The sequence below is a fragment of the Amycolatopsis sp. A1MSW2902 genome (genome assembly GCF_017312175.1).
In the GTDB taxonomy this organism is placed as follows: Bacteria; Actinomycetota; Actinomycetes; order Mycobacteriales; family Pseudonocardiaceae; genus Amycolatopsis; species Amycolatopsis nivea.
In genome coordinates this window covers 6,085,089-6,098,986 of sequence record NZ_QJPO01000001.1, presented here as the reverse complement: position 1 = coordinate 6,098,986, position 13,898 = coordinate 6,085,089, and the positions used below count along the sequence as shown (strand labels likewise).

9 protein-coding genes are annotated in these 13,898 nt (G+C 68.9%); 5 read left to right on the top strand and 4 right to left on the bottom strand.

The annotated features are described in order from the left end of the window. Positions 1-231 precede the first annotated feature (231 nt). The 3 genes from DMP23_RS27995 to secA2 form a co-directional block, all read right to left on the bottom strand. Positions 232-765, bottom strand: coding sequence for a methylated-DNA--[protein]-cysteine S-methyltransferase (locus DMP23_RS27995; RefSeq protein ID WP_037815715.1), 534 nt, complete (start codon positions 763-765; stop codon positions 232-234). 343 nt (positions 766-1,108) lie between these two features. After that, the gene (locus DMP23_RS27990; RefSeq protein WP_037815705.1) at positions 1,109-2,830 is read right to left on the bottom strand and encodes an NAD+ synthase; all 1,722 of its coding nucleotides are present in this window, start codon (positions 2,828-2,830) and stop codon (positions 1,109-1,111) included. 104 nt (positions 2,831-2,934) lie between these two features. Further along, on the bottom strand, positions 2,935-5,274 hold the full coding sequence (secA2, locus tag DMP23_RS27985; RefSeq protein WP_337823028.1) for an accessory Sec system translocase SecA2: 2,340 nt from the start codon (positions 5,272-5,274) through the stop codon (positions 2,935-2,937). A gap of 144 nt (positions 5,275-5,418) precedes the next feature. Here secA2 and DMP23_RS27980 point away from each other — a divergent pair, with 144 nt between their 5' ends. After that, on the top strand, positions 5,419-6,996 hold the full coding sequence (locus tag DMP23_RS27980; RefSeq protein WP_443111359.1) for an alpha/beta hydrolase: 1,578 nt from the start codon (positions 5,419-5,421) through the stop codon (positions 6,994-6,996). Between the two features lie 2 nt (positions 6,997-6,998). After that, complete coding sequence (locus DMP23_RS27975; protein WP_337823026.1) at positions 6,999-8,408, top strand: alpha/beta hydrolase; 1,410 nt, start codon at positions 6,999-7,001, stop codon at positions 8,406-8,408. On the opposite strand, the gene DMP23_RS27970 is transcribed toward DMP23_RS27975, so the two are convergent. After that, entirely contained in the window at positions 8,405-9,040 is a 636-nt protein-coding gene (locus tag DMP23_RS27970; protein ID WP_337823025.1) for an LppX_LprAFG lipoprotein, read from the bottom strand. The genes DMP23_RS27975 and DMP23_RS27970 overlap by 4 nt on opposite strands. Before the next feature lie 92 nt (positions 9,041-9,132). Between DMP23_RS27970 and DMP23_RS27965 the strand changes: the two genes are divergently transcribed. From DMP23_RS27965 to DMP23_RS27955, 3 genes are all read left to right on the top strand, one after another. Then, positions 9,133-10,422, top strand: a complete 1,290-nt coding sequence (locus tag DMP23_RS27965) for an MFS transporter (RefSeq protein ID WP_337823024.1) — start codon at positions 9,133-9,135, stop codon at positions 10,420-10,422. Positions 10,423-10,486: 64 nt separating this feature from the next. Continuing rightward, positions 10,487-11,830 carry a type I glutamate--ammonia ligase gene (gene glnA / locus DMP23_RS27960; protein ID WP_037368721.1) on the top strand — a complete coding sequence of 448 codons (1,344 nt, stop codon included), beginning with the start codon at positions 10,487-10,489 and terminating at the stop codon, positions 11,828-11,830. Between the two features lie 45 nt (positions 11,831-11,875). Beyond that, positions 11,876-13,459, top strand: a complete 1,584-nt coding sequence (locus tag DMP23_RS27955) for an amidase (RefSeq protein ID WP_037815695.1) — start codon at positions 11,876-11,878, stop codon at positions 13,457-13,459. The last annotated feature ends 439 nt before the right edge of the window (positions 13,460-13,898 follow it).

The following is a 13,898-nucleotide window of genomic DNA, read 5'->3' as shown; positions in this document are numbered from 1 at the left end:
TCGGGTCGGCTCGCCGAGGCGCGCCGATGGGCCCGGGACCGCGAAGCCAAGCGATCTGGCTGCGCTGCACTTGGGGAGGCGTGCAGTCAATTCATTCGGTTGGGCTCAGCAGGTTTGGGGCGTGCTCGGTTGGCGTCCAGCGGCACTGGGGGTGCGGCTGGAACCGACCGAGCGCGCCGACGCCCAATCCGTTCAGGCACCGAGGCTGGTCCGATTCCCGCAGCCGATGCGTCAGAACAGAGTCGGTTCCTCCGGAAACGCCCCTTCGATCACCAACATCCGCCGCTTGGTCTCGACCCCTCCCGGTGCCGAAAAGCCGCCAGTGTTCTTGCCCGCGCCCAAAACCCGATGGCACGGCACGATGATCGGGAACGGATTGCTCCCCATCGCCTGCCCGACAGCCTGCGCGGAGCCCGGCGCACCCAGCTGATGCGCGATGTCCCCGTACGTCAGTACCTTCCCCGGCGGAATAGCCCGCGCGACGTCGTACGCCCGCCGGTTGAACTCCGGCACATCCCGATAATCCAGCGGAGCCGCACGCAAATCGCGTGCCTCCCCCGACAGCAGCGCGACGACGTCATCCACCACCACGCGCAGTTCCTCCGGCACCGGCGATTCCACCGCATCAGGGAAGCGCTTCGCGAGGTGCGCGCGAGTCCGCTCAGCCGTACTCCCCGGCAGCGCGGTTCCGACCACCGCACCATCCCGCCAGGCGAGGCCGCACGCCCCGATCGGGGTGTCGAACACCGTGTACCCAACCGTCATATCGCCAGCGTACGACCCGGCACCGACAGAAACTGGCGAGAAAACGACATGACCCTGCAGCCGCGTTCAGCAACGCGGCTGATCGCGCCCGGCGAGCCGGACGGGCATCGGAGTTTCAGCGAGCCAGGCCGAAAACCAGGCCGTGGAGCCGGAAATCCCGGTCAGCCAAGTTCACCCAGCCGACCGCGCCAGCCAATCCGGCCAGTCCAGCCGACCGCGCCAGTCAGCCCGGCCAGTCCAGCCGACCGCGCCAGCCAGCCCGGCCAACCCAGCCGACCGCGCCAGCCAATCCAGCCAGCCCGGCCAACCGAGTCCGAACAACAACCAGTGTCAGAAACCCCGATCAGGACTTCCGTTCCCGCCACCCGTTCGTCATCGGAAGACGCCGGTCCCGCCCAAACGCCTTGAACGTGATCTTCGTGCCCGGCGGATATTGCCGCCGCTTGTACTCGGCTCGGTCGACCATCCGCACCACCCGGTCGATCGTCTCCGGATCGAACCCCGCCTCGATGAGATCCGCGTAGCCGCGGTCGTTCTCGACGTAATCGTCCAGGACGTCGTCCAGCAGTTCGTAGTCCGGCAGCGAGTCCGAGTCCTTCTGGTCCGGCCGCAGCTCCGCCGACGGGGGCTTCGTGATCGAGTTTTCCGGGATCGGCGGCGTTTCCCCTCGCTTGGCCGCTTCCTCGTTCCGCCACCGCGCCAGCTGCCACACGTGCGTCTTGAACAAGTCCTTGATCGGCGCGAACGCTCCGACCGCGTCGCCGTAAATGGTCGAGTAACCCACGGCCAGTTCGGTCTTGTTGCCGGTCGCCAGCACCAGGTGTCCGTCCAAATTGGACAGAGCCATCAGCAGCATCCCTCGCACGCGCGCCTGGATGTTCTCCTCGGCGAGCCCGGTCAGCTGCAGTTGATTGACATAAACATCGACCATCTCGCCGATCGGCTCGACCCGGTAGTGCGCGCCGATCCGCTCCGCCAAATCCGAAGCGTCGTCCCGCGAGTGCGAGGACGAGTACTTCGACGGCATCGAAACCCCGTACACGTTGTCGCCGCCGAGTGCGTCCGCCGCCAGGGCCGCGCATACCGCGGAGTCGATTCCGCCGGAGAAGCCGAACGTGACCGTCGAGAAGCCGTTCTTGTGCACGTAGTCCCGCAGCCCGACCACCAGCGCGGACCACACCTCGGCCTCGTCCGACAGCGGCTCGCTGATCGTCCGGGCCGAAAGCGGTTCGTACGCGGGCAACGGCGCATCGGTCAGCACTCGACGGTGGACCTCGAGGCCGTCGAAAGAGCCCGTGGCCGATGCGTCCGCAGTGGGGAGATCCAAGTCCAGCACCAGCAGGTGCTCCACGAACTGCGGCGCCCGCGCGAGCAGCGTCCCGTCCGCGCCGACCACGAGCGAGTCGCCGTCGAAAACCAGATCGTCCTGTCCGCCGACCTGGTTCGTGTACACCAGCGGCGCGCCCGCTTCGGCCGCGCGGCGGGCGATGAGCGGCAGCCGCTGTTCGTCCTTCGACCGTTCGTACGGCGACGCGTTCGGCGCGACCACCAGGTCGACCCCGGCCTTGCCCAGCGCGGAGATCGGGCCGCCGTCCTGCCAGATGTCCTCGCAGATCACCATGCCGATGTCGACGCCGTGCAGCCGCAGCACCTCGAGTTCGGTGCCCGGCTTGAAGTACCGGTGCTCGTCGAACACGCCGTAGTTGGGCAGGTGGTGCTTGAACTGCCGGGCCACGACCTCGCCGCGGTAGAGCGCCGCCGCGGCGTCGCGCGGGCCGACCTCGTCGTGGTCGAGATAGCCGACGTACGCGAGCACCTCGCCGCAGCCCGCCTCGTCGAGCCGGCGCGCCAGTTCGGTCACCGAGCGCCGGGACGCGTCGGCGAACGTGCGCCGGAGCGTGAGGTCCTCGACCGGGTAACCGGTCTGGGACATCTCCGGGAACACGACGACGTGCGCGCCCGCCTCGGCGGCTTTGCGGGTCCACTCGACGGTGAGCGCGGTGTTCCCGTCGATGTCGCCGACGGTGGTGTTGACCTGGGCCAGTGCGATGCGCAGTTGCGGCATGCCGCCATTCTGTCCCACCGCACCGACAGAAACTACGCAGAGGTGAGCCAGAGAACGGCGAAGAGCCCCCCCACCCGCGGCGAGGGGCCCTCCGAAAGAAGGAATCAGGACTTCTTCATCCGCATCATGCTGCGCACCTTCTTGACCGTCTGCTCGAAGTCCGAGTCGAACGGGTTGTCGTGCACCAGGTACGTCCACGTCGTGTTCGCTCGCCGCACGCCGACGTCCTCGAGGTTGAGGCCGTTGTCGGTGATCTCGGCTTCCTCGAGCGTCTTCGCCGCCCGCGAGGCGGATTCGGCGATGATCTTGTGGAACTCCGGGATCGCCGCGCGGTGGAATTCGTCCAGCGGCGTCTCGCGGGCGAGCGCGCGCAGGTGGATGCTCTCGCGCACGTCGGTGAGGTACGCCAGGTGATCCGACCACAGCTGGTCGAGGTGGAACAGCCGGACCTCGCGGCACACCTGCTCGAGCCGGTCGTCGTCGTCCAGCTTTTCCTTCAGCTCGGCGAACTTCTCCGGCTGCGCCTTCTCCAGCTCCTCCGCCGCGAGCCCGGTGTGCAGCACCTGGTCGCGGTGTTCCAGCAGCTCAGCGCGCTGCCGCTCGATCAGCCGGGTGTAGCGCCAGGTGTTGCGGTGGATCTCCAGGTCGACGCCCTCGGCGACGCGCTGGGCGTGGTTGAGCTGCCGGTGCGCGGCCGGGTCGGTGATCTCGCCGGTCTCGGTGTCCGCGTCGATGCCGTCCGGCAGGTCCGGCGCGTTCGACAGCACGAGGTCGTCGTTGAGGCTCGCGAAGAAGATCGCGCTGCCCGGGTCGCCCTGTCGTCCGGACCGGCCGCGCAGCTGCCCGTCGAGGCGGCTGGAGGGATACCGCGCGGTGCCGATCACGTGCAGACCGCCCAGCTCGGCGACCTCTTCGCGGGACGCGCCGTCGCTGCCGCCGAGCCGGATGTCGGTACCGCGGCCCGCCATCTGCGTGGACACGGTGACCGCGCCCTTCTTGCCCGCCTCGGCGATGATCGCGGCCTCTTCGGCGTCGTTGCGCGCGTTCAGCACGACGCACGGCAGGTCGGCCTTCGCCAGCTTCTCCGCCAGCTCCTCGGACTCGGCGACGTCCTGGGTGCCGACGAGGATCGGCCGCCCGGTCTCGTGCACCGTGCGGATCTCCTCCTCGATCGCGCGCAGTTTCTGCGACGGCGACGCGAAGACGCGGTCCTGCAGGTCCTCGCGGACGTTCGGGGTGTTCGGCGGGATGACCGCGACCTCGAGCTTGTAGAACTCGCGCAGCTGCTCGGCGACCGCGACCGCGGTACCGGTCATGCCCGCGACCTCCGGGTAGCGCGCGAGCAGCGCCTGCACGGTGATCGAGTCGAGGATTTCGCCCCGGTCGGTGGCCGTGACCTGCTCCTTCGCCTCGACCGCGGCCTGGAGGCCGTCCGGCCAGCGCTGCAGTTCGGCGACGCGGCCGCGGGCGGCGTTGATCAGCTGCACCTTGCCGTCGCGGACCAGGTAGTCGACGTCCCGGGTGAGCAGGGCGTGCGCGTGCAGGGCGACGTTCACCGCGGCGAGCCGGTCCGAACCGGACTCGTCGTACAGGTCGACGCCGCCGAGCGACTTCTCCACGACTGACGCGCCGGCGCTGGTCAGCCACGCGTTGCGGCCCTCGGAGTCGGTTTCGTAGTGCAGGCCGAGCCGCAGCCGCCGGACGATCTTGGCGACCTCCTCGTCGGCGTCGTTGTGGTCGATCGAACCGGCCATGACCAGCGGCACGCGCGCCTCGTCGACCAGCACCGAGTCGGCCTCGTCGACGATCGCCACCTCGGGAGCCTTCTGCACCAGGTCGTCGGGGTGCGTGACCAGGCGGTCGCGCAGCACGTCGAAGCCGATTTCGGCGACCGCGCCGTAGGTGACCTCCTTGCCGTAGGCCTCCTTGCGCTCCTCCTTCGAGTGCGCCGGTTCGACCCAGCCGACGGTGACGCCGAGCAGGTCGTACACCGGGCTCATCCACTCCGCGTCGCGGCGGGCGAGGTAGTCGTTGACCGTGACCACGTGCACGCGCCGGCCGCGCAGCGCGTACCCGGCGGCGGCGAGCGCGCCGGCGAGCGTCTTGCCCTCACCGGTCTCCATCTGCACGACGTGGCCGGTGAGCAGGCCCATGGTGCCGAGCAACTGCACGTCGAAGGCCCGTTCGCCGAGCTCGCGGCGGGCGGCCTCGCGGCCGAGCGCGCAGATCTCGATGAGCTGGCTGTCGGTGAACGAGGCGGCCCCGCCGATGGAGTCCCGCAGCTTGCCCGCGCGCTCGGTGAGCTCGGCGTTCTCGAGTTTCTCCAGCTCCGGTTCGAGCTTCTCGACGGCGGGCAGCAGCGCTTCGTAGCGGGTCAGCTCGACGCTGCCCGGCCGCTGGATGATCCGGCGGAGCCGCTTGCCCACTCGGCTGATCAGTGCCACCCCTGGTCTCCTCGTGTCGATGTGTCTCCGGTCGCACCCGCACTGCCCAACGCGCCGACGGTGCGTTCGAGTTCCGCGCCCGGATGGCACGATCAAACCGTGTCCCGTCATCCCAGCGCCAGCCCGAAAGTCCATCCGTTAGTCGTGTTCGCGGCTGCCGGCCTGCTCGCGACCACGCTCGCGGCGTGCACGTCCAAGCCCGACCAGGCCGCGTCCGCGCCGACGGTCGAATCGCACGCTCCGGTGGGCCCGGTGCCCGCCGGACTGGACCGGTTCTACGGGCAGAGCATGTCCTGGTCCGCGTGTGCACCCTACGCGACCTCGGCCGACGCCCGGTCGGCGTTCAAGGCGCAGGGAATCGAGTGCGGACGCCTCACCGTTCCGTTGAACTATGACAAACCGGACGGCCAGACGATCACCATCGGCGTGCTGCGGCACCGTGCGAGCGATCCGGGCGAGAAAATCGGTTCGCTCGTGGTGAACCCGGGCGGACCGGGCGCTTCGGGCATGGTCGCCGCTGCGGGCCTGATCGACCAGGTGTCGAAGTCCGATCTCGGCGACCGGTTCGACCTCGTCGGCTTCGACCCGCGCGGCATCGGCGCGAGCGAACCGCAGATCCAATGCCTGACCGGACCCGAGCGCGACGCCGACCGCGCCGACGACAGCGAGACCGACGGTTCTCCCGCGGGCGTCACGAAGCAGGAAACAGAGCAGAAGGACTTCGCCGCGAAGTGCGCACAGCGGACGAAGTACGGCGACGACATGCTCGCGCACGTCGGTACGCGCGACGTCGTCAAGGACATGGACGTGCTGCGAAGCGTCCTCGGTGACCAGAAGCTCACGTACCTCGGTTACTCGTACGGCACGCGCATCGGGTCCACGTACGCGGAGACCTTCCCGAAGAACGTGCGCGCGCTCGTCCTCGACGGCGCTGTCGACCCGACGCAGAGCACGGAAGACTCGCTCGTCGCGCAGGGCCAGGGCTTCGGCGGCGCGTTCAACGAGTTCGCGAAGTGGTGCGCGGCGCGTCAGGACTGCGCGCTCGGCAACAACCCGGCTGACGCGACGAAGCAGTTTCAAGACCTCACGCGCCGGCTGATCGACTTCCCGGTTCCGGTCGGCGACGGCCGCAAGCTGTCGTACGACGACGCCACGACGGGTGCCATACAGGCCCTCTACCAGCAGAATCTCTGGGAGTACCTGAACACCGGGCTGAACGAACTGAAGCTGCAGCGCGGCGCCACGCTCGAGAAGCTGGCCGACATCTACAACGAGCGCAATCCGGACGGCAGCTACGGCACCACGCAGGACGCCTTCGTCGCGATTCGCTGTGTAGACGACCCGCGCGTCACCGATCCGAAGCAGATCCTGGAAGGCCAGGAGAAATACGTAAAGGCCGCGCCCTTCTTGGACGACGGCCGCCAACCCAGTTCCGCCCGTGACGCGTGCGCGTTCTGGCCGGTGCCGAACACGTCGAAGCCGCACGAACCGAACGTCGAAGGCCTGCCGAAGACGCTGACGATCTCGACAACGAACGACCCGGCAACGCCGTACCAGGCGGGCGTGAACCTCGCGAAGGCGCTGAAGGGGTCACTGCTCACCTTCGAGGGGACGCAGCACACGGTGTTCCTGCAAGGCAACGCCTGCGTCGACAAGGCAGCCACCGCGTACCTGATCGACGGCACCACGCCTCCGGACGGCACGCGCTGTAAGGCCAACTGAGATTGCGCTGGCTCGCGACGGTCGTGGTGGCGATGATGCTCGCTGCTACGGCTTGCGCGAGCCAGCGGGCAACGCTCGAGTGGGGACCGTGTGCGCCGTACGCGCAGACCGCTGCCGAGAAGAGCCTGTACGCGGACGAGTCGGTCGACTGTGCTCGGCTGACGGTTCCACTCGACTACGCGAGCCCGCAGGGCCCGACAGTGTCGATCGGTTTGCTGCGGCACCGGGCCACAGATCCGGCACACCGGATCGGATCGCTCGTGCTCAACCCCGGCGGGCCGGGCAGTTCGGGGATGACTGCGGCGGCCACGTTGGCGGGACCTGCCGGAAAGCTTGCTGAGCAGTTCGACTTGGTCGGCTTCGACCCTCGCGGTGTTCACGCGAGTGAGCCGCGGATCAGGTGCCGGTCGGATGCCGAACAAGACGCCGCTCGTGCGTCAGACACCGGGGGAGCGGCTGACTGTCTCAAGAAGACCAGCGCGGAGTTCCTCGCACACGTAGGCACGCGAGAAGTCGTACGCGATCTCGACGCGCTCCGTGCCGCCCTCGGCGACACGAAACTCACGTACGTCGGTTACTCGTACGGCACGCAGATCGGTTCCGCGTACGCAGAGGCGTACCCGGACAAAGTGCGCGCCATGGTCCTCGACGGAGCCATCGACCCCGCGCAGAACTTGCCGCAGACGCTGATCGCCCAGACTGCCGGTTTTCAGGACGCCTTCACCCGCTTCGCGCAGTGGTGCGCGAAGCGACCTGGATGCCCGCTAACCAGCGACGCGACCGCAGCCTTCCAGCGAATCGCGAGCCTTCCGGTCTCTGCCCTGCCCGGACGCACGCTGTCTTTCGCCGACGCCGTCACCGCGACAGAAGCCGCGCTCTACTCCCGCGCGCAGTGGCCGAATTTGCAGCAAGCATTGGAAGAACTAGCGACCACGCATAACGGCGCGAAGCTGCTTCAGCTAGCCGACGACTACTACCAACGCGACCAGAACGGCCACTACAGCGGAGCCTTCGACGCCTACTACGCCGTCCGCTGCGTCGACTACGACCGCGTCACCGACCGCGCGACCATCGACGCCGCGCACCGCCAAATGCGCACCGGCGCACCGTTCCTGGCTGGCAGCTCACCCGACGCGCACGAACTCGACACTTGCTCGACTTGGCCGGTACCGCCGACCTCACGGCCGCACCGTCCGTCCGCACCCGGCCTGCCGAAGACGCTCGTCATCTCAACCACGCATGACCCAGCTACGCCCTACCGCCAGGGCGTATCGCTCGCGAAAGACCTCAACGCCGCACTGCTGACTGTCGACGACGTACAGCACGCAGCGTTCCTCAAGGGCAACGCCTGCGTCGACAAAGCCACAACGACCTACCTCAGCACGGCCATCGCCCGCACCGGCGACTGTTAAGGCTGCTGATCCGTCAGCAGCACCTCGTACATCACCGGACTGTCGCGGTTCGTCGCAGGCGGCACCTGCAGCCACATCCGCGCGAACCGGTGCGGTTCGGCGACCGTCACCCAGATCTTCACGTTCACGTCGTCGTGGATCTGCGGCACCAGGTTCGCCGCGACCGCTTGGGGCACGGTTCCGCCGACGCGGTACCCGTCGACGTGCTGGATCGTCTCGCGGATTTCGGTTTTCGGCTGCTGGAGCGAGTCGAGGAGCCGGATCAGGCCGCCGTGCGGGCCGAGGAACCGGTCGACGGTGAAGGGCGTGGGGCCGTTCGTTTCGCGACCCTTCGTGTCCTTTGTGGTCGCGGTGGGCCCGGAGACGGTGAACGAGAACGACCGATCGGTGAATTCCGCGCTGCCGCTCGCTTGCCCGCCGCGTTTGAGGGTCGCGTTGCCGACGAGCTTGGTCATCGGCAGGCCGGGCAGCACGCCGTTGACGCCGACCGAGAAGTGCAGGCTGGCGACCTTGGCGAAGTTCGTCTTGGCGGCGGCGAGCAACCCGTCCGCCGCGGGCAAGGGGGGTGCCGCGGTGCAACCGCCGACCAGCCCGAGGAGCAGCAGCGCCGGCAGGACACGTCGGCTGAGCATGGCCGAGAGCCTACTTGGCTGGCCCGATCCTTTCGCACAGTGTCCTTCCGGCCACTGTCACCGAGGCTTCCGGCGCACCAGACTGTCTGCTCGTGACCGTTGAGACCCGTCCTGCCCGCCGCCTGCATCGCGCCTGGTTCGTCGCGGCGGCCGCGTTCGTCGCCCTCCTCGCCGCCGCCGGCTTCCGCGCCGCGCCGGGCGTCCTGATCGATCCGTTGCACGAAGAGTTCGGCTGGTCCCGCGCCACGATCGGGTCCGCCGTCTCGGTCAACCTCGTTCTGTACGGCCTCTTCGCGCCCTTCGCCGCCGCGCTGATGGAACGGTTCGGCATTCGCCGGGTCGCGGCTACCGCGCTGTGCGTCGTCGCTCTCGGCGCGGGCGGCACCGTCTTCATGAGTGCCAGCTGGCAGTTGATCCTCTGCTGGGGCGTGCTCGTCGGCCTCGGCACCGGCTCGATGGCGATGAGCTTCGCCGCGATGGTCGCGACGCGCTGGTTCATCCGCCACCGCGGCGTCGTAACCGGCGTGCTCACCGCCGCCGGGGCGACCGGGCAGCTGATCTTCCTGCCCTTGATCGCGTCGCTCGCGGCGGACGACGGCTGGCGGACAGCGTCCATGGTCATCGCCATCGCGGCTCTCGCCGTGGTCCCGGTCGTGCTGTTGGCCGTACGCGACCACCCCGCCGACATCGGCACTGTCGCGTACGGAGCGCCCGAAGACGCCGAAGTGGAGCGTCCGGCACCGAAGGTCGGCACTGTCCGCCGCGGTCTGTCGGTGCTGTTCCAGGCCGCGCGCACCCGGACGTTCTGGCTACTCGCTGTCGGATTCGCGATCTGCGGGGCGACCACGAACGGGTTGGTCAGCACGCACTTCGTCCCGGCCGCGCACGACCACGGCATGCCGCAGACGACCGCGGCGAGCCTGCTCGCACTGGTCGGTGTCTTCGACGTGGTGGGAACGATCGCGTCGGGATGGCTCACCGACCGTGTCGACCCGCGGATCCTGCTCGGCATCTATTACGCGTTGCGGGGAGTTTCGCTCGCCCTGTTGCCGCAGCTGTTCACGAATTCGGTCCAGCCGAGCATGTGGGCGTTCATCCTTTTCTACGGTCTGGACTGGGTCGCGACCGTCCCGCCGACCGTCGCGCTCTGCAGCCGCTCCTTCGGGGAAGCCGGTCCGATCGTGTTCGGCTGGGTCTTCGCCTGCCACCAGCTGGGCGCGGCGTTCGCCGCCTCCGCCGCCGGCGCGGTGCGGGACCAGTTCGGCGATTACGCGATCGCCTGGTACGTCGCCGCCGGGCTCGCGGTGATCGCCTCGGTCGCGTCGTTGTCGATCACCCGGTCGAGGAAACCCGGGAAAACCCAGCTCGCGCAGGTGGCGTGAATCCGCCGCCGTTGTGGGTGACCCGTGAAACATGGCGTTAACACGTGCTGGTTAGGGTTCGGCCATGGATCGCCAGCAGGAATTCGTGCTCCGCACCTTGGAAGAGCGCGACATCCGTTTCGTCCGCCTGTGGTTCACCGACGTGCTGGGATTCCTGAAGTCCGTCGCGGTCGCGCCCGCCGAACTGGAGGGCGCGTTCAGCGAGGGCATCGGGTTCGACGGCTCGGCCATCGAGGGCTTCGCGCGCGTCTACGAGTCGGACATGGTCGCCAAGCCCGACCCGTCGACGTTCCAGGTGCTGCCGTGGGAAACCCCCGACGGCGGCCCGTACTCCGCGCGCATGTTCTGCGACATCGCGATGCCCGACGGTTCGCCGTCCTGGGCCGACCCGCGGCACGTGCTGCGCCGCCAGCTGTCGAAGGCCAGCGAAGCCGGATTCACCTGCTACGTGCACCCGGAGATCGAGTTCTTCCTGCTCGCCAACCTCCCCGACGACGGCAGCGAGCCCGAGCCCGCCGACAACGGCGGCTACTTCGACCAGGCCAGCCACGCCACCGCGACGCACTTCCGCCGGCACGCGATCGAGACCCTCGAGGCGATGGGCATCTCGGTCGAGTTCAGCCACCACGAGGGCGCGCCGGGCCAGCAGGAAATTGACCTTCGCTACGCCGACGCCCTCACCATGGCCGACAACGTGATGACGTTCCGTTACGTCGTCAAGGAGGTCGCGCTGACCCAGGGCGTGCGCGCGACCTTCATGCCGAAGCCGTTCACCGACCAGCCCGGCTCCGGCATGCACACCCACGTCAGCCTGTTCGAAGGCGACCGCAACGCGTTCTACGACGCGGAGGACCCGCACGAGCTTTCCGAGACCGGAAAGGCGTTCGTCGCCGGCGTCCTGCACTACGCCAAGGAAATCTCCGCGGTCACCAATCAGTGGGTCAACTCCTACAAACGGCTGATCAGCGGCAGCGAGGCGCCCACGACGGTGTCGTGGGGGAGGGCGAACCGCTCGGCGCTCGTGCGCGTGCCGATGTACTCGCCGGGCAAGGCCTCGTCGCGGCGCGTCGAGATCCGCACGCTCGATTCGGCGTGCAACCCGTATCTGGCCTACTCGGTGATACTGGCCGCGGGGCTGAAGGGCATCGAAAAGGGCTACGAGCTGCCGCCGCCCGCCGAGGACAACATCTGGCAGCTGTCGGATTCCGAACGCCGCGCCGCCGGCTACTCCCAGTTGCCGCAGAACCTCGGCGAGGCGCTCGCCGAGATGGAGAAGTCCGAGCTGCTGCCGGAAGCGCTCGGCGAGCACGTTTACGACTTCTTCTTGCGCAACAAGCGGGTCGAGTGGGACAACTACCGGAGCGCGGTCACTCCGTACGAGCTCCGGACCCTGTTGCCGATGCTCTGAACCGGACCCCGGGGCCGTGCTCCGACGTTGGGGAGGCATCGGAACATGGGAAAAAGACTGCCCGCCGTACTCGCCGCACTGGTCGCGGCGGCGGGCTTGGCCACCGCGCCGCCGGCGGTCGCGATGGAGACTGACCACGCGGACCCGGCCGAACTGCACTTCGACCTCGACCGCGCCGACATCCCGTCGCTGCAGCACCGGATGGCGGCCGGGCAGCTCACCGCGACCCGGCTGACCAGCGCGTATCTCGCCCGGATCCGGGTGCTGGACCCGAAGGTCAACGCCGTCCTCGCGCTCAACCCGGCGGCGCTCGCGCAAGCCGCGGCCAGCGACGTCCGGCACCGGACCGGCCGCACCCGCGGTCCGCTCGACGGGATCCCGGTGCTGGTCAAGGACAACGTCGACACCCACGACCAGCAGACCACCGCCGGTTCGCGCGCGCTGCGCAGCCGTCCGGCCAAGGACGCCACGCTGATCACCCGGCTGCGCGACGCGGGCGCGGTGATCCTCGGCAAGGCGAACCTGTCGGAATGGGCCAACTTCCGCGCCGCGAAGCCGACTTCCGGCTGGTCCGGCGTCGGCGGCCAGACCAACAACCCGTACGTCCTGGACCACAACCCGTGCGGTTCTTCCGCCGGATCCGCGGCGGGCGTCGCCGCGTCGCTCGCCCAGGTCGCGATCGGCAGCGAGACCGACGGGTCGATCGTGTGCCCGGCCGGGATGACCGCGACCGTCGGGCACAAACCGAGTCTCGGGCTCGTCAGCCGCACCGGCGTCGTCCCGATCTCCGCGGAGCAGGACACGGCGGGACCCATCGCGCGCAACGTCGTCGACACCGCGTTGACGCTCTCGGTGCTGCAGGGCCGCGACCCGTCCGACCCGGCCACCCTGCGCTACCCGTCGACCCAGCCGACCGACTACGCGAAACTTCTCCGCCCCGGCGTCCTGCGCGGCGCCCGGATCGGCCTGTGGCGGCTGCCAGTGCTCGGCCCGGACACGGACGCCGTGGTCAGCAAGACGAAGGCTTCGCTGGAACGCGCGGGCGCGACGGTCGTCGAGGTGACGCTGCCGTACCAGGACCGGCTCTCCGAGCTGGAATTCCCGGCGCTGCTGACCGAGTTCCACCGCGACATCGACGCGTACCTCGCCACGCGGCCCACCGGCCCGCGGAACCTGGCGGACCTCATCGCGTACAACCGCGCCGACCCGCTGGAACGCACCTGCTTCGCTGGTCAGGAGCTGTTCGAACAGGCGCTCGCCGCACCCGGCCCGCAGGATCCGACCTATCTGAAGAACCGCGCGGAGCTGACGGACCTGTCGCGCCGGTCGCTGGACGAGACCCTCGCGAAGTACGACCTGGACGCCATCGCGTCGCCGACGAACCCGCCGGCTTGGAAGACGGACTGCAAGGTCGGCGACAACGACGTGATCCCGTCCTCGACGCCGGCAGCGGTGGCGGGCTACCCGGACGTGACGGTCCCGGCCGGTTCGGTCGGACCGCTTCCGGTGGGGATTTCGTTCATGGGCGGACAGTGGACGGACGGCAAGATGCTCGCGCTGGCCGCGGACTACATGCGGGTCGCGCCGGTCCGGGTTCCGCCCCGGTACCTGCCGAAGCTGCCCGGCTAATCCGGTTGGGGTTGCCCGGAGCGGGTGAAGGTTTGTGGCGGCCGCCGGTCAGTGCCCTTGTACTGGCCGGCGGCTTGCTTTTCCGGCGAGATCGCTTGCGCCGCGGTGGTCGGGCAGGGCGCTGACCTGCTGAATCGGGTCTGGTTCCGGGGTCTTCGGCAGCAGGAGGCTCGCCCGATGGGGGAGACCTGGGTCACTCGGGGCCTTTCCGGGGCCCTTCGGAGCGCGGTCCGCGGCCCTCGAAGCGGTCGAATCGGCGCGCTGGCAACCCTCTGACCAGGGTCGATGCCGTTAAGTGACCCCCCTGTTTTCGGGTGGTTGGAAGGCATGTAATCTTCTCTTCGTCGCCAGGAACACCGGGCCGGCGGGGCCGAAAGCCTCACCGACCAGGAGCCAGGGCCGAGCGGGTTGACACCGCGAAACGGACCAGGTAATGTTC